Source organism: Streptomyces actinomycinicus (genome assembly GCF_016741775.1).
Classification (GTDB): domain Bacteria; phylum Actinomycetota; class Actinomycetes; order Streptomycetales; family Streptomycetaceae; genus Streptomyces; species Streptomyces actinomycinicus.
Genome location: NZ_JAERRK010000007.1, coordinates 386,986 through 404,064, shown reverse-complemented (window position 1 = coordinate 404,064; position 17,079 = coordinate 386,986). Strand labels below are relative to the sequence as shown.

The 17,079-nt window shown below is 75.5% G+C and carries 9 protein-coding genes; 4 read left to right on the top strand and 5 right to left on the bottom strand.

The window, feature by feature from the left end; genetic code table 11:
- The first annotated feature begins 116 nt into the window (after window positions 1-116).
- From JK359_RS17625 to JK359_RS17610, 4 genes are all read left to right on the top strand, one after another.
- Window positions 117-1,385 (top strand): PAS domain-containing protein, encoded by a 1,269-nt coding sequence (locus JK359_RS17625; protein ID WP_201836591.1) that lies wholly within the window; start codon window positions 117-119, stop codon window positions 1,383-1,385.
- A 146-nt stretch (window positions 1,386-1,531) separates the two neighbouring features.
- On the top strand, window positions 1,532-3,007 hold the full coding sequence (locus JK359_RS17620; RefSeq protein WP_201836589.1) for a hypothetical protein: 1,476 nt from the start codon (window positions 1,532-1,534) through the stop codon (window positions 3,005-3,007).
- Window positions 3,008-3,222: 215 nt separating this feature from the next.
- Window positions 3,223-4,572, top strand: coding sequence for an AAA family ATPase (locus JK359_RS17615; RefSeq protein WP_236677977.1), 1,350 nt, complete (start codon window positions 3,223-3,225; stop codon window positions 4,570-4,572).
- A gap of 86 nt (window positions 4,573-4,658) precedes the next feature.
- Window positions 4,659-5,969, top strand: a complete 1,311-nt coding sequence (locus tag JK359_RS17610; protein ID WP_372445421.1) for a vWA domain-containing protein — start codon at window positions 4,659-4,661, stop codon at window positions 5,967-5,969.
- A 201-nt stretch (window positions 5,970-6,170) separates the two neighbouring features.
- Here the strand turns inward: JK359_RS17610 and JK359_RS17605 are convergent, their stop codons facing one another.
- From JK359_RS17605 to JK359_RS17585, 5 genes are all read right to left on the bottom strand, one after another.
- Window positions 6,171-7,904, bottom strand: coding sequence for a thiopeptide-type bacteriocin biosynthesis protein (locus tag JK359_RS17605; RefSeq protein WP_236677975.1), 1,734 nt, complete (start codon window positions 7,902-7,904; stop codon window positions 6,171-6,173).
- Window positions 7,905-7,911: 7 nt separating this feature from the next.
- Window positions 7,912-10,035 carry a YcaO-like family protein gene (locus tag JK359_RS17600; protein ID WP_307788157.1) on the bottom strand — a complete coding sequence of 708 codons (2,124 nt, stop codon included), beginning with the start codon at window positions 10,033-10,035 and terminating at the stop codon, window positions 7,912-7,914.
- 212 nt (window positions 10,036-10,247) lie between these two features.
- Complete coding sequence (locus JK359_RS17595; protein ID WP_201836588.1) at window positions 10,248-11,351, bottom strand: hypothetical protein; 1,104 nt, start codon at window positions 11,349-11,351, stop codon at window positions 10,248-10,250.
- 1,349 nt (window positions 11,352-12,700) lie between these two features.
- On the bottom strand, window positions 12,701-13,888 hold the full coding sequence (locus JK359_RS17590; RefSeq protein ID WP_201836586.1) for a lantibiotic dehydratase C-terminal domain-containing protein: 1,188 nt from the start codon (window positions 13,886-13,888) through the stop codon (window positions 12,701-12,703).
- Window positions 13,885-16,824 (bottom strand): lantibiotic dehydratase, encoded by a 2,940-nt coding sequence (locus JK359_RS17585; RefSeq protein ID WP_201836585.1) that lies wholly within the window; start codon window positions 16,822-16,824, stop codon window positions 13,885-13,887. The genes JK359_RS17590 and JK359_RS17585 overlap by 4 nt, the downstream gene beginning before the upstream one ends.
- Window positions 16,825-17,079 lie beyond the last annotated feature (255 nt).

The following is a 17,079-nucleotide window of genomic DNA, read 5'->3' as shown; positions in this document are numbered from 1 at the left end:
AGCGATCGCCCGGTCCACGGGAGCCGGCACCTGTCGTTCCGCATGTCTGCTGCGCTACGGGATACGCATGTGGTGTCACTCAAAGTGATGTAGTGGACAATTGAAGGAGTTGGGCCGTGGACGAGGCCGATTTCAAGACGCTGCTCGCGCCCCTTCCGGTGTCCTGGTGGGAGGCCGACGGCGGGCTGAGAGTGGTCGACAGCGGAGGCGGCGCCTTCGGCGACGAACGGACCGCCCGCCGCTTCCTGGAGGCCCTCTGCGCCGACCACCACGGCGCCGGCCCGTACCAGGCATGCTTCGAAGGCCGTACCTTCGACGTCAACTGGCCCGCACACCACGGCAGCCCCGACCGGCACGGCAGCAGGGGAGTGGCCGTCGAAGTCGGCGTCCGTACCGAGGAGAATCCTTACGCCGCCTTCGCCGACCTCACCCCGGCCGCAGCCTTCGTGCGCGACGCGACCGGCCGCTACGTATGGGCCAACCACGCGTACGCCCACCTGTACGGCACCACCCGCGACGCCGTGATCGGCCGCCACCTCGCCGACGTCGACGAACCCGCCGACGTCAAGCGGTTCCTCGCCCTCGACCAAGAGGTGCTGGCCGGCCGCAGGTCCGTACGGCACACCCTCACCTACCGCCGCCCCGACGGAACCACCGGGCAAGCCGCGGGATACCGCTTCCCCGTCCACTGGGGCGGCCACCGCTGTGTGGCCGGCATCTACGTCGACGTCACCGACTACACCCGGGTCCTGGACCAACGCCGGCGTGCCGAGGAGGACTTGCGAATCCTGCGCGACCACAGCGGCCTGCCCTGCGTCCGCCTGACCGCGGACGGTCTGGTGGCGGAAGCCGGCACCGCCGTGGCCGAACTGCTGCACGCCCGCCTCTCCGACCTCATCGGGCTGCCCGCCGACACCCTGCTCGCCAGGACCCCCGAACGGACGGCCCTGCACCGGACCTGGGCGGACCTCATAGGCGGCCGGCGCAGGAGCGCCCGTGCCGCCGCGGTCCTGGTCGACGCGGACAGCCGGCAGCGCCGCGTGCAACTCCACCTGAGCGCCGTGCCCTGCGCCGTGGAACGTGTGGCCGGGGTGTGGGCCGTCGTCACCCATGCCGGACTGCGCCACGAGCCGCAGCCACCCCTGACGGCCGCCCAGGTGCGCATCCTCGCCCTGCTCGCCGCCGGGCACAACAACGCGGAAATCGCCGCGGCCCTGCACCTCTCACGGCAGACGGTCGACTACCACCTCAGCCGCCTGCGCGACCTGCTCGACGCCGCCACCCGCCCGGCCCTCGTCGCCCGCGCGTACGTCCTCGGCATCCTTTCCCCCCAAGCCTGGCCACCCCGTTCCGCCACGGCGGAACACCCGCTGAGCCCCGTCTGAGCCGGGCCGACACGGCCGACACGGAAGGACCGAGACGTGCGACGGAAAATCCGACGACAAGACCCCCGGAGCGTGGTTACGATGCGCGGGATGAAGAACTCCTCCCTTCACGGATTGGGGGAATCGTTCGCGCAAGGTGAGTGCTGATGGCACATCACTTCACGAACGACATCCCGTCCCACCTGTTGATGTGGCAACGCGTGCGCGAGTACGCCGTGCCACCGTCCATGATCGAGACAGCGACCGCGCGCCGTGCCGTCGGCGACTGGTCCGGGGCCTGTGCCGCCGCCCGCATCGACGTCGACCTCGATCCACGCGCCGTGCGCAACCGTCACGGCACCGACATCGCCACCAGCCTCCGCTCGGACCTGCGCCGGCTGGCTCCGGATCTGCTGCGCTGGCACATGCCCCGGATCGCTCCCGACGGGCGGCTCCGGCCCGGTCTCACCCTCAGCCTGGCCCGCTATCGCAGCCCGGACACCACGCCGCTCCACTTGGTCGTGCGCACACCGCCGGCCTGGGCCGACGCCGGTCAGCGGATGTCCCTGACCCTGTGGGAGGGGCCCGGATCCGGCACCCGCGGACACCACCCGCACCCCCATCCCGACCGGCGCTACCGGCTCGACCTGCACCGCCACCTCTGGGACGCGGGACGCAGCGGCGAACTCGTACGGCGGAGCGTGGCGCCGGGAGCACCGCCCGGGGTGCTGACCCTCCCGTCGTCCGGGACCGGCAGTCCGGCACTCCTGCCGGATCTCCCGGCCGGCGGCGCATCGTGGGCCGTGGCACGGTGGGCCGCCGAGGCGGAGTTGCTGTTGCGGGACGCAGGACGCACTCGCGGCGCCTTCACCGTGCGGCTCGGCGCGCGGAGCCGAGCCGTGCTCGAGCTGGTCGCCCCCGACGACAGCCATGCGCCCACACTCCGGCCGCTGCGGGAGCCACTGCCACGGCAGCGGATCGCGGCCCTCCCGCTGCTGCCGGAAACGGCGACCCGGGTCCTTCCGGACCTGGAACTGCTCGGAGCCGGACTCGTCACGGCCGATCGGCTGCATCCGCTGGTCGCCGCGGCCCTGGGCACGCCCGAACCGGCCGGCCCCGCTTCCGCGCCCGACGATCCGCACCAGGTGCGGTGCCGGGGCGAGATCCACCGGATCGCGCTGCGCGACGGCATGCTGACGGCGGTCGACCACGACCCTTCCCAACTGCGCCGGGAGGAACTGCTGGTGGCGCTCGGCGGACCGGCGCTGCCCTGCCTACGGGCGATCGACACGGTGCACCGCAGCCCCGAGGCCCTGCCAGGCGTGCGGGAGCGGCTCCGTCACGGGGACGTCGCCGGGGCGCTGGCCGTGGTCGAGGGCCTGCTCGGCCCCGACGCCGTCCTCTCCGACGGGCCGCTGCGGCGGGAACTTGAGTCGGCCGCGGACCGCCGCATCGACCACGGCCTGTTCCGCTCAGGACTCGTCATGGACCACCCTGCGGCGGGCGGCACAGGAGGCGGCAACGCCTCGGGCGCGGAGTACCCGGACGCGAGCCACCGCCCCCGGCCCGACCGGCGCCTGCCCCATGCGATGCGCCGCAAGAGCAGCAGCCGGGCCCGGCCGCGCACAGGCCTGATGCGCTGACCGGCCGACCACCGCACCAGCGGCGGGTTCAGCGCCGCTGCCTCACAAAGCCCGCCGCACCGGCACCGGGCCCCCGCCAAGTGCCGCGCCGGTACCCGACCAGCCCACCCCGGTCCACGTAAGTGCCCGGTCATCGCCCCGAGTTCCACGTCACACGCCCTCGAGCCATCCGGACGGACCCCTCCCGTTCCCTCGTCCCACCCCAGGTGATGCCCATGACTTCCAGCACCCTCCTGCGCACCCCGCCCACGAACGCCGACGTACCCGCACCCACCCTCGTAACCGACTCGGGATCCCACGCGGACGCCACCACCCCCGTCGGCCTCTCCGGCACCGGCGCCCAACTGGCCGTCGCCGACAGCCTCCTGACCCTCCTGCGCACGACCAGCACCGAGCCGCGCGCCGACGAGCAGCTCGAAGCGCTCACCCTGGCCGTCGCCGCCGACCTGCCCGTGCTGCTCTGGGGCGAACCGGGCATCGGCAAGACCGCGGCCCTGACCCAGCTCGCCACGTCCCTGGACCTGCCGCTGACCACGGTGATCGCCAGCGTCCACGAGCCGTCCGACTTCTCCGGACTGCCCATCGTGGGCGACGACCCGGCGGTGCGGGGTGTGCCGATGGCACCGCCGCAGTGGGCCGTGGAACTGGTGCGGGCCGGGCGGGGACTGCTCTTCCTGGACGAACTCTCCACCGCCACCCCCGCCGTCCAGGCCGCCCTGCTCCGGGTCGTCCTCGAGCGGAAGGTCGGCACGCTGCAACTGCCGCCGGGCGTAAGGATCGTGGCCGCCGCCAACCCGCGCGCCTCGGCGGCGGACGGCTGGGAGCTGAGCCCGCCGCTGGCCAACCGGTTCGTGCACCTGCACTGGGTGCACGACCGGGAAGTGGTCGTCCGCGGGCTGGGCGGCGTCTGGCCACGAGCGGAGCTGCCGCGGCTGGAGCCGGAACGGCTGTGCGACGCGGTCACCCTCGCCCGGCGCGCCGTCTGCGGCTTCCTGGAAGCCCGGCCGACGTTGATCCACCGGCTGCCGACCACCGAGACGCGGCGCGGTGGCGCCTGGCCCTCGCCCCGCAGCTGGGAAGCCGCACTGACACTGCTGGCCTTCGGCACGGCGGCCTCCGTCTCCCGGGAGGTACTGGCCCTGCTGGTGCGGGGCGCGGTGGGCGACGGACCCGGGCTGGAACTCCTCGCCCATCTCGACCGCATGGACCTGCCGGACCCGGAGACGCTGCTGGCCGATCCCGCCTCCGCCGAGCTGCCGGTGCGGGGCGACCTGCGCCAGGCCGCGCTGGAGGCGGTGGTCGCCGCCGTCGGCGCACGGCCCGGGCGGGAACGGTGGGAGGCGGGCTGGGCGGTGCTGGTGCGGGCGCTGGAGACCGGTGCCGCGGACCTGCTGGTCGCCCCGGCGACGGCGCTGGCCGCGCTGCGGCGCGACGACTGGGAGGTGCCGGCAGCGGTGGAGCGACTGGCCGGGGTGATCGGCGTCGCCCGCCGGGCGGAGGAGTCGGTGGGACGCGCGGCGGCCCACGCCGACGGAACGGGGACAGGGACGGGGACGGGCCGATGACGGGGGTCGCTGAGGGCCGGCGCCCGCTGCCGGGCGCCCCGCCCCGCCCCGTACCGCGGCCGAACCCGATGCCGCGGCCGTATCCCATGCCGCGGCCCGCGCCGCCCCGTCCCGTGCGGGTCGCCGTACCCGGCCCGCCGGCCGGCTCCAGCGGGAGTCCGGACCGCGACCGGCCCGGACTCCCGCTGGACACGGAGAAGTTGCTGGCCGCCCGGCTGCACGCGGTGCGGGTGCGTCCGTACCTGGCCGCCGCGCTCTTCGCGCTGCATGTGATGGAGGACCGATCGGTGCCGACGATGGCGGTCGACGCGTACTGGCGCTGCTACGTCTCGCCGGGCTTCGTGGCGCGCACCCCGGTCGAGGAACTGGCGGGTGTGTGGGTGCACGAGGTCTCCCACCTGCTCCGCGACCATCACGGACGGGGCGAGCGGTACGCGCGGGAGCACCAGGAGCACGGGCCGGGCGAGCGGCTGCGACGGAACATCGCCGCCGACTTCGAGATCAACGACGACATCTACGGCGAGGGACTGCCCCAACCCAGCGGCGCGGTACGCCCGTCGCTGTTGCGGCTCCCCGAAGGCCTGCTGATGGAGGAGTACCTGCGGACGGCGTCGATGTCCGGCCTCGCCGCCGGCCTGGCCTGGCTGGACTGCGGCAGCGGTGCCGACGGGCAGGCACGGCCCTGGGAGCTGGGGCCCGACGGGGCACACGGGCTGAGCAGGCAGCAGCGGGACGCGGTGCGCTTCCGGGTCGCCGAGGGCATCAAGGGCCGGCCGGGCAACGCGCCGGAGGGATGGCGCCGATGGGCGGACGAGGCGTTCCATCCACCGCAGCCCTGGCGGCAGTTGCTGGGCGCGGCCGTCCGCTCGGCGGCGGCCGGGCCAGGGGCGGGGCAGGACCACAGCTACCGGCGTCCGTCCCGCCGCTCGGCCGGCGTCCCCGGCGTACTGCTGCCCAGTCTGCGCCGTACGCCGCCCCGGGTCTGCGTCGTGATCGACACCTCTGGGTCCGTGAGCGACGCCGAGCTGGGCAGCGCGCTGCTGGAGGTGGCGGCGATCTCACGGGCGGTGGGCGGGCGGCGCGACCTGGTCTCGGTGATCTCCTGCGACGCCGCGGCCGGGATCGCCGTCCCGCTCTGCCGCGCCGAGCACATGGAGCTGATCGGCGGCGGGGGAACCGATCTGCGCTCCGGCTTCACCAGGGCACTCCGCTCCCGGCCGCGCCCGGACGTGATCGTCGCCCTCACGGACGGCCAGACACCGTGGCCCTCCGCCCAGCCGCCCTGCCGCACCGTCGTCGGACTCTTCCCCCGGCCGGCCGAGGCGGTGGACGAGGAGGACCCCGACTACGTCCCGAACTCACCGCCGTCCTGGGCACGCGTCGTCACGATCGGCTGACCGGGCCCAGCGCGTGCTCCACTTCCACCGGTCGGCCCGGCGCCGCTGGTCCCGGTGGAGAAGCCACCCCGTACCCGCGACGACGGTCCCGCAGACCGCGGGCACGAGCGGCCACGGCTGGCCCGTCCACGCGGTGAGCAGGGCGACGACGGCGCAGGTGACCGCTGTGATGACGAGCAGCCACTCGCCGTACGGACGGGCCTAGCGGGGCGGGGCGGACCGGCCCAGCGGGAGGAGGTACTGGACCGGCTCGTCCAGGTCGTCGAGGCCGAGGAGTTCGTGGGCCAGGTCGTCGTGGAGGCCGCCGAGCGGGAGGGTGGCCAGGCCGAACGCCGCTGAGGTGAGCAGCAGCGTCTGCGCGAGGTGGCCGGCCTCCAACAGGCCCAGCCGCAGCGCCCGCAGGCCGTAACGGCGGCGCAGCAGGCCGAGGTCGAGGTGGACCGCGAGCACCGCCGGGGCTTCGTCGATGCCCACCGCATCCGGGTCGTCCGCCGGCCGGGAGAGGTACGAGGACAGCGCCTTGAGCGCGGCGACGGTCGGCGCCGGGCCGATGGGGAGCAGGGCGCGGCGCTCCGGCACGCAGTGGTACGTGCCCGCGGCCAGCCCCGCGACGTCCAGAGCCACCAGCCGCACGCGCACGCTGTACAGGGCACCGGCGCTCGGATACGGGCGGTGCCGGAAGGTGCGTACGGTGCCGTCCGCGAGGGGCTGCCGGGTCGCGTGACTCTCGGCGTACGCGGACCACAGCACCCCGCCCAGGGTCCCCGCGTCCAGCGGACCGTACAGCGGCCCGCGCACCGAGCTGCGCCGGTGCAGCGCGTCGGCGAGCGCCAGCTGTGGCAACGGATCCGCGGGCAGGGGAAGTTCGGCCGCGAGCCGGGCCGCAGAGGGGGCCTGCGACAGGGGCAGGTCGCGCAGCGCGGTGTCCTCGGACCGGCCGATCCGGAACTTGCTGCGCTCCAGGTACTGGTAGTCCGCCGCACGGTGCCCGGCGGGGAAGAACCCCGGGTCGTCCTCGGTCTCCAGCAGCGTGCGGGCCGCGAGGCGGCAGACGGCCCGCTCCTCGTCCGGCGTCACGCCCAGCCGGTTGAACAGCATGTGCAACTGGGAGGCCCACACCCAGGGCACGCGCCGGGCGGCCTCCTCCGCGGGCACGGCCTCGCGCAACCGGACGTCAGCGGCGCCGACCGCGCGCGCCCACTCGGCCAGCCAGGGCGCGGCGGTGCCCGCGTCGAGAGCGGCGCGCAGCACCCGGGCGCGCCGGACCAGCCCCGGCCGCTGCAGGGCGAACACCGAGTTCACACGGGAGTGGACGGCGGCCCCGGGCAGGGGTTCCAGCTCGGTGATCCATCGCCAGGACGCGGCGTGCCGGCGCAGCCAGCCCGAGGCCTCCAGTTCCTCCAGGCCGAGCGCGTGGGCGGTGGCGTGAGCGAGGTCGAGGGCGAGCGGAAGCCGGGCGGCGCGGTCCGGGGTCGCGCGCAGCGCCTCCACGACCGCGCGGGTGGAGTGGGCGAACACCTCCTCGGCGAGGGGCAGCGCGGCGGGGCCGCCGTACCGCTCGGTCTCGGGTACGTACGGCACCTCGCGCACCTCGCCGTGCCGGGACGGCCAGGGGCCGGTGAACTCCGCGGGCCGGGCGGCCGCCAACTCCCCGAGGACGGCCGGCAGTTCCGCAGCGGTGCCGGCGGACAGCGGGCCCCGGAAGCGGATCCGCAGATGGGGGCCACCCTCGCCGTAGCGGATGAAGAACCACGCTGCGTCCGGGCCGGCCGTCAGGCCGTCCATGAGCGGGGCCAGGTCGTCGGTGACGAACGCGTCCGTCTGCGCGCCGCCGGTGTGCAGGGCGAGGTGCAGGCTGTGCCAGGGGTGTCCGGGGTGGCCCTCGGACATGGCCTCGGACGCGGCCGGGCGGGGACGGGGGCGGGCGGTCGTCATCGCGTCCTCACGGGAAGGGGTGGGGGTCGAGGGGCAGTTCGTCGCGCCGTGGCGGCCGGGCGGTACGACCCAGCCGGTACGGCACCTCCAGCAGCCGAGCCAGTCCCGCCGTGCGGCGGTTGACGTGTCCGAAGGTCATCGGAAGCGTGCCGGGGACGATCACCTTGGCGCAGTGCAGGCCCAGCCGGTCCCGCACGCCCGGCTCGTCCTGCGTCACCGCGACGACCTCCAGGTTCTGGCCGGCGAGCCGTGCCACGGTCCGCTCCAGCAGCGGCGTCAGGTCGGCCACCGGCTCGGGTGCCGCCGGCCACCGCTCGTACCACGGCGCCTCGGCGGTGTCGGCGAACAGGAACTCCAGGCGCGGCTGCGCCTCCGGCAGGGTGTTGAGTCCGACGTGGTCGTCCAGGTCCAGCACCAGCTCGGGGTGCTCCACCATCGGGCGCAGCCGTTCAGTGTCGCGGGGGCCGCCCGGGCCCGAACGGCGGGCGGCCTCCTGGACGTTGGTGACCACTTCGGCCACCGCCGAGCGGATCGCCACCCGGGGATCGTGATGGGCACCGGCGGCCAGGAACGCGCGGGGCGCGTCGGGGTGCGTGCCCTCGTAGCGGCAGAGGGAGATCACGGCCGGCACACCCAGGTCGTTCGTGGCGTCCAGCAGGGTCAGCCGGTAGCGCAGCAGCGCGGCGCGGTCGGCCAGGGCGGTGACCTCCGGGTCGTCTTCGGGGACGGTGATCCGGGGCAGCGGGGTGCGCGCGTACCAGGCCATGAGGAAGGCGTCGCGCTCGGCGACCTCGAACAGCCCGTACAGCACCGCCTCTTGGGGGCTGTTGCCCAGTCCACAGCCGTTCGACGACTCGTACACCACCCGCGGCCGGTCCGGCCCCGGTACGTCCCAGTACGCCACGTGCTCGGGCACCGCCAGCGCACGGCGCTCGGTGAGCGACCAGCCGTAGACCCAGTCGAGCGGGAGGTCCGGGGAGTACGGGACGGTCCGCCGGGCGGGGTGCCCGTCGAACTCGGGATCCGGCAGGCCGAGCCGGACGGGGTCGAGTACGGCGTGTTCGCCCGCGGCGACGAGACCGGCGTACGAGGCGCGCACGACGGTACGGCGACCGGTGGGCCGCATCCCGGCGAGCCGCTCCACGCTCTCGAAGAGGGCGATGCGCTCGCTGGACCGGAAGTCTCCCGAACGGCCGTAGCCGCCGTCGTCGAGGGAGCGGCCGTCCGTCACCCAGGCGGTGGTCAGCGCGAACGCGGAGTCCTCGGTCCGGAAGAGCCGACGCACCGGCCCGAACCGTTCGTCGTGCAGCTCCGCCCGCAGATGAGCGGGCGTGGTACGGGCGTTGGGGCCGCGCAGCACCGACGGGTCGGGCAGCGGCCGGGGCTCGTCAGGCAACCGGGCACCGGAAGGCGAGTCGTCCATCAACGGCCGGCAGACGGGACAGCCGCCGACCGGCCGGATCCGGTGCGTGGACCAGGTGTACCGGTCGCCCTGAAGGATGTGGACCAGGGCCCGGTCGTCGACGGGCACTGGGCCCAGGACGCCGGAAGCGACCATGCCGGCGGCTGGGGTGGCTGGGGTGGCTGGGGTGGCTGGGGTGGCTGGGGTGGCCTTGGTGGATTCGCTGCATTCGCCGGATCCGGCGGCTTCTACGGCTTCGGTAGCTGTCGTGGCTTCGGCGGCTTCCATGGCTGCGGTGGCTTTGGCAGCTGTGGTGGCTTTGGCGGTTGTGGTGGCTTTGGCGGCGGCGTTGGAGACGGCGGCGGCAGGGGCGGATTCGAGTGGGCCGGCCGCGGGCGGGTCGTGCCGGGCGGTGACAGACGGCCTCGGACCGAGCGAGGGGGGTGGCGTCAGCAGGTCCGCCGCGAGCCTGAGCGCCGCCTCGGCCAGCGGTGGTGTCCCGGTGCCGCCGAGCGCCAGCCGCGGGCTCTGCCAGGGCACCCGGCCGCCCGCGGTGGCCAGTCGCTGGTACTCCGCACAGCCGACGCAGGCCCGCGCCCCGGGGTGGAGTACGGGCCCGATCACGGTCAGCGCCCCGTCCTCGCGCACGGGCACGAACCGCACGGGATGGGACAGGGCGTGCCGGCTGAGCCGCTCGGCCAGTGCGAGGTCCCACGCGGTCAGCCGCACGACAGCGGTGCCCTCGACGGTCGCGAGCGCAGCCGCCGGATCGAGTACGGGGACAGGTGAGGGGGCGGTGACGGGGTCGGCGAGGGAGAGGGGAAGGGGGTGGACGAGAGGGTACTTGTCTTCGGCGCTGTCTTCGGCGCTGTCTTCGGCGCTGTCTTCGGCGCTGTCTTCGGCGTTGCCTTCGGCCTTGTCTTCGGCCTTGTCTTCGGCGTTCAGCGGGGGCCTCCCGACCCGGTCAGGACCGTGAATCCGGACGCGCGCAGGGCGTCTGCGAGGGGGTGGTGGCCGGTGCGCCGCCAGGGTGTGGGGCGCAGTCCCGTCAGGCGGTACAGCGCGGAGTGCAGTGCCGGCTCCCGCGCGGAGATCCCGGCCAGCCAGGTGTCGGCCCAGCCTTCCTCCGCCCAGCCGGCCGGCTCGACGCCGGCCGTGGCGAGTGGGGCCACGGCGCCACTGAGAGCGGTGTGCAGAGCGCGCCCCGGCACGTGCTCCGCCGCCATCGCGCGCGTGACCGCGTCGAGCGCGGCGAGGGCTACGGCGTCGGCCGCGGTGGCCTCGACGGCGCGGCTCACCGTGCCGGGGTCGGCTCCAGCACGGGCCGAGGCCGGCCGGATCCGGATGTCGGCCACGTGTACGTCCCCGGAGCCGAGTCGGCGGACCGTCAACCGGGCGGACCGGCCCATTCGCCGGGTCAGGACGGTCCACCAGTGCCGGGCCTGTGGGTGCGTGGCCCAGGCCTCCTCCCCTGTGCCGGGCGCGCCCGGGTCCCCCTCCGCGGCGGTGGAGACGGTTGCCGGCCCGATGCGGTCGAGCACGGCACGGCGTAGTGCCCGGCCGCGGGCGTGGCCGGGGCTCGCTCCGACGACCGGGGCCGAGGGGCCGTCGGACAGGGCGAGTTCGGCGGCGCGGCAGGCCGCTTCCAGCCGGGCCAGGTCAGCCCGTACGGCGCCGGCGACCAGCAGACCGGACGGGGTCCGGCAGGATGCGAGCGAAGCGGGCAGTTGCGGCAGGTCACCGGGAAGCGGCGCGTCGAGCACACCGAGCCGTGGATCGCCCATGGCCGTGACTCGGCCGAGGGCCTGCGCGAGGTCCGGTGCGGGTGGGGCGTCCGGTGAGCGCCGGGATGCGCGCGGGGCCGCGGCCCAGGGGTGGTACGTCGCCTCAGGGGGCTCGGCCCGGGCGACCAGGACGGCCGGGTGCCCGGCCGCCGCGGCGCCGGAGGGGGCGCCCTCCTCCGCGGCGGGGTCGGGCAGACCGGCCACGGCCGCGAGCAGCCGCCCGGCTGCGGCACCGGCGAGCAGCGCAGCCTGAACCCGCAACGGCTCCCCGGCAACGCCAGTGGCTCGCAATGGCTCCCTGGCGGCGCGAGTGGCTTGCGATGGTTCCCCGGCAACGCGAGTGGCTTGCGATGGTTCCCCGGCAACGCGAGTGGCTTGCGATGGTTCCCCGGCAACGCCAGTGGCCCGCGATGGTTCCCCGACAACGCCAGTGGCCCGCAAGGGCGCCGGCCCCGTCGGTGCGGCGGCAGAACCGGCGACCGCATCGGGCCGTCCGGCGGCGAGCTGGGAGCCCCCTCCCGGTCGTTCGGTGGCGGGCCCCGACGCAACCCCCGGCGGTGTGTCGGTGGCAAGGCGGCTGGCGATGGCCGCGGCGTCGGACCGGGCGCGGTCCGGAGGCCCGGGAGCGGTGACGAAACCCCCGTCGCCGTCACAGGAAACGGCCAGCGCCACAGCTCCGGCCGGCGCGTCGGCCGTGACGACGGCCTGGCCGGCGGGTACCCGGGCGTCGGTGGCAACCCGCGGCCTCGCGCCGGCGCGACGCAGCGCGCGTACGAGGCAGGCGGCGAGCGGCGCCTCGGGATCCGGGACGGCGACCACCGGTCGCGCGTGCCGGATCGCTTCGACCGCCTCGGCCGGGCGCGCGGCCGACGACGCCGGCCACGGCGGGAGTTCGACGCCGTCCGGGGACTCGACCAGCAGGTCGTGCTCACGCAAGCGGGCCGTGAGCGTGGCCAGCGCGACCTCAACCCGCGGGCCGGCCGGGCCGTCCCCGGCACCCCGCGCGTCGGCGTCCCCCACGACTCGGCCTGGGGTGAGCCGGTCCGAGAGCAGTTGCCACAGGGTCGGCAGCGCGCGGCTGCCCTCCAACGTGACGACGGCTCCGCGGCCACGCAGGTGCAGACCCGAGAGCAGCGGGGTGACGGCCACACCGGGCCGGAGCCGGAGCCGCGGCTCCCGTCCCGGCGTTGGCTCTGGTCCGAAAGAGGAGTCGGATGCCGAAGGGACCGGCGCGGCGGTGCCTTCTCGGACCGGCGGCGCGGACACGGCGGTGTCTTCTGGGTCCGGTGGCGCGGACATGGCGGTGTCTTCTGGGTCCGGTGGCGCGGACATGGCGGTGTCTTCTGGGTCCGGTGGCGCGGACATGGCGGTGTCTTCTGGGTCCGGTGGCGTCAATGTGCCGCTGTCTTCTGGGTCCGGCGGCGCGGACATGGCGGTGTCTTCTGGGTCCGGCGGCGCGGACATGGCGGTGTCTTCTGGGTCTGGTGGCGTCGATGTGCCGCTGTCTTTCGAGGTCCGCGGCCCGGGCTCGCCGGCCGGTGTCCGAGCCGGGGAGGCCGGGGACGCGTCCGGCGTGGCGGCGGGAGCCGGGGTCGCGGCGGGAGTCGGGGTCATGACGAGCCCTCCACCGCCGCGATCACCTCGTCGATGCGGCCCTGCCAGGTGTGCCCGGTGAGTTCCGGCACCGTCCGCACGACCAGGTGCGCGGCGAGGTACCGCTCCACCGGCCGCACGTCGCAGATCGCGAACAGCCGGTAGAGCGCGTTCGTACAGGCCCGGTAGATCAGGTAGTCGGGCCGGCTCCACATCGATCCCCGGGGGTCCGAGCGGCGCAGCCGGCGGTGGAACTCGCTGTAGCGCGTGCGGACGTCCTGATTCCAGCGGTCGGCCACCGTCCGGTCGCCGAGCGCCGCCGCCCGGTCCCGGTACTCCAGTGGGTCGCCGGCGAAGTCCGCGCCGGCGGCGAACCGTTCCGCCGCGATGCGCCACGCCTCGCCGGACCAGTCGGCCCAGGTGCGCTCCCACCCGGACGCCCCGCCGCTCGTGATCCGTCCGACAAGGGCGGTGACGGCCGGCCCCGTCGCCTCCCAACGGCGTTCGAAAGCTGCCCTCAGCCGCCCCTCCGGGTCCTCGTACACGAGGAAGTCCTCGAGGTGCGACACGAACGAGTAGTGGCCGCCGATCAGCCCCTCCGGGTGCGCCGCGGCATGCGCGGCCAGCGCGGAGACCGTGAGCTGCACCCGAGCGGCGGGCAGGTCGCCGTGCTCCCCCAGGAACGCGCACCCGGCGTCGAGCGCGGGCACCCCCAGCGCCAGCAGGTCGTCGCGGAGCCGGACCCCGTCCTGCCCGATCAGAGCCCGCAGGGACGACTGGTCCACCGGCTCGACCCGAACCGTGCCGTCCGGTACGAGCGGTCCGTACGGCGGGGGGATCAGCTCGGCGCGGCCGGCCACGGCCGCGAGGGCGAGGAGTTCCTCCTCGGTCGCGTGCGTGGCCGGGGGACGGCCGGCCGCCCACGCGCGCAGGGTGGCAGCGGTGTGTTCGGCCGCCGCGCCCACCCGGTCCGGGGCGCCGCGCAGCCGGAGTCGTACGTGCGGGCCGTACAGCCAGTGGCGCTCGACGTGAGCGGTCAGGCCGTCGGCGGCGGCCCGGCGGGCCATCGGCAGTACCGCCTCGCGCAGCAGCGGGGCCTTGTCCTCGCGGTAGTCGTAGAGGACGACGTCGAGGGCCGCGGCGGAGCCGGGCACGGCCGTGTCCAGCGGTGCCGCCGCGCGGGCGGGGCCGTCCGGGGCGTTCATCGGGTGCCTCCTCGGCGGGGTACGGGCGGGGCGGCGGGCCGCGGGGCGTCCGGGTCGGCCGTACGGTCGCGCGCCGGTCGGTAGGTCTCGACGACGGACTCGACGGCACGGGCGGGGCGGTCCCTGCCGCCGAACGCCGGCAGAGCCTCCTCCAGGACGACACCGTGGGGATGGCGTGCCAGCCAGCTCGCCAGACACCGCAGATGCAGGGCGTTGCCCAGGTCGAGCGCCTGCGGCTTGGGTGCGTTCAGCCGCGCGACGAAGTCGTCGACCGCGCGCCCGGCCGGGGGGCGCGGAGCAGGATGCAGGAAGAGTTGCTCGGGCAGTCCGAGCAGGGCCCGCCAGCGGGCCACCGTGGCGGCGGGTACCTCCCTTTGCTCCGAGGTGAGTTCGGCACGCAGCGCATCGAGCGCCCCCGGGTCGAGGTGCCAGCGGCGTCGGGCCAGCACCAGGTGGCGGTGGCGCAGCCGCGGTGTACGGACCACCCGACCGCCCGGCGCCGCCATGGCCTGCCGGGGTACCAGCGGGCGGAAGTCCACCACGCCCGCGGGGTGGTCGGACAGGTACGGGCCGAGCCGTTGCGGAAGCATGATCGGGGCGAGGAAGCCCAGGTAGAGCACGTCCAGCGGCTCCCCGGTCGCGCGCACCCGGAACCGCAGCCGGTCGGCGGCCGGGTCGTGGACGAGATCGAGGTCGGCCTCGGCGAGCGCGGTCCGGCCGCGGTCGGGCCCGATCTCCTCGGCGAGCAGCAATGGGTGGAGGTTGGCGTTGAACCCGCCCACCGGCCGGACCTGGGCCGCCCGCGCGCCCGCGCCGAGGCCGCGCCGGACGCGGTCGCCGACCGCTGCCGCGGCGCTCGCGGGCAGGGCGTCGAGGAAACGGCTGGTGAACCGGCCCCAGCCGCCGTAGATGTGGTTGACGCACAACAGGTCTCCGACGTCGCCGCGTTGGACGAAATGGGAGTAACTGAGAGGCCGGGCGGCCGTCCAGCCTGGCAGGCGGGCGGCGAGAGCGCGGACGGGACCGGCCGGCAGGACGATCTCGCCGGCCGTCTCCCCGGCCGGTCCCGCCGCCTCCTGTGCGGCCTCTCGTGCCAGCGCGGTGAACTCCTCACGCAGACGAGCGAGTTCCACCAGCCCGGCCGGCAGTCCGGGGTCGTCGGACGGTCGGCCGACGAGGCGTCCGGCCTCCTCCCAGGCCGCGGCGGTGTCGGCGCCGAAGTCCCACGGATCGCGGCAGACGCCACCTTCCCCGTACCGGACGACGAAACGGTCCCGCGCGATCCGGCTCATCACGTGTCCGAGGTCGAACAGCTCGGCCAGGGAGGTGAGTTCGGTCAGCGCGACGTAATCAGCGGGGAGGAACGGGTCGTATCCGGCGGGCAGTTCCCCATGTGGCTCGTCCATGTACGGCACTGCCGCGTACGGCACTTCCGTGTACGGCTGTTCCTGGGATGGTCGTTCCGCGGCCCGACCACCCCTGCCCGGTGGGGTCGGCGGGCGGAGCGGGGACAGAGGAACGGGGGCGACGACGTCCTCGGTGAGGACCGTCAGCGGGGCCGAGTCCGACGGGACGGGTCGGCCGGTGTCGGTGAGCAGTTCGTGCCAGCGGGCGGCCAGACCGGTGAGCGCGGCGGGGCGCTCGGCGGCCGGAGCATCGGCGAACTTCCGTATGTGGTAGCCAAGTTGTGTGAGCCGGTCGGCGAGGGCGGCGTCCTCGGGCCACTGTTGCAGCCATTCGGCGAGTCCGAGGAGCGGGGCGGGGTGCTGGGGGTCGACGGGCTCCGTGGGCACGAGCAGACCCGAGTCGGCGAGCCGGTCCACGAAGCCCGCGACGGCGGAGTCGTCCGCCGCCCGGCCCATGCCGGCCGCGAGCCGGGCGGTCAGTGTGCCGAGCGGCAGCGGGCGGGCCGCGAGGGCGGCGGCCAGCGCGTCCAGCGCCGGACGGGCGGCCACCTCGACCTCGTCCTCGCGGGTGACCAGGTACCGCCCGCCGGCGAACAGCGCCTCCGCCCGGGCGAAGCGGGCCCGCCCGCCGGACACCCGTGCGGTGCTGGTCATGCGGTGGGGGAGGGCGCGGCGGCGGCGCGGATCGTCGAGCAGGGCGGCGGTGAGCGCGGCGACGAGGGTGCGGTTCTCCCTGACGACGGAGGTCAGCGGAGCGCTGGGCCCCGGCTCGCGCTCCGGCGCGCAAGCGGTCGGGTCGGCCGTGTCGACCGCAGCCTCCGCGGCCCACCCCACGGCGGTGAACCATGAGAGCGGACTGGTCTTGGTGCTCGCCCGCAGGGCGTGCCGCAGGACCGAGGGCTCCTCCTTGCGCGCCCGCCGCCCCGTCTCGCCCCGGCCGGCCCTGCTGACCGCGCGCAGCAGGTCGGCGCTGGTCAGGGCAATGGCCCGGGCGAAGGCGGGGGAGCGGCAGAGCGCGGCGAGCGCGGTGCGCTCCGCGGTCAGGGCGGGCGGGACGGCGGCGCCGAGTTCGCCGAGCAGCCGGGCGCGCAACTCCCGCAGGGCGATCCAGTCGGCGAGCCGCGGCACCCGCTCGGGAAGAGTACCCAGCCGGCCGAGGAGCGCGGGGCGTGGATCGCGACCGTTGTACAGGGCGCGGCGCAGGGGGAGGACCACCTGGCGGTGGAACTCCTCGTCATGGCCGGCGCGCGCGGCGAAGAGGTCGTCGGACAGGGCGGTGCGCAGGGCGGCATCCTGGGCGGCAAGGGCGGTGAGCCGGGCGAGCAGCGTCCGCACCTCGGCGGCGGAGGCGGTCTCGGCAGGGTACGGGAGCACGGTCGTACGTACGAGAGCGTACGGCGCGGTCCGCTCGTACACGTCCGCCGGGCCGAGTGCCGCGGGCCGGCCGGACGTCGCGGTCGCGCCGGACGGGTCCGCCCGGTCGGACGGCGGCACATGCGCCGGAGCTTTCGGCGGGGCGAAGTGCGGCATGACGGGGCTCCTGGCGTACGGCTCGGAGGACGGGCAGACGAGGGGATCAGCGGAGCGGGCGGTGCCGGGCGGACCGCTTCGGCGGACCGGGGTGTGCGGGCCGGCCGACCCAGCGGTGGTGCGGGGCTTGCGGGACTTGGGCGGACCACGCCGGCCCTGGTGCGATGGGCGCGGGGTCGTACGGCAGGCCGGGCAGGCTGGACCAGCCGGCCCGCCGCACGGGAGCCGTACCTCACCGGCCTCGTGGAACGCGAG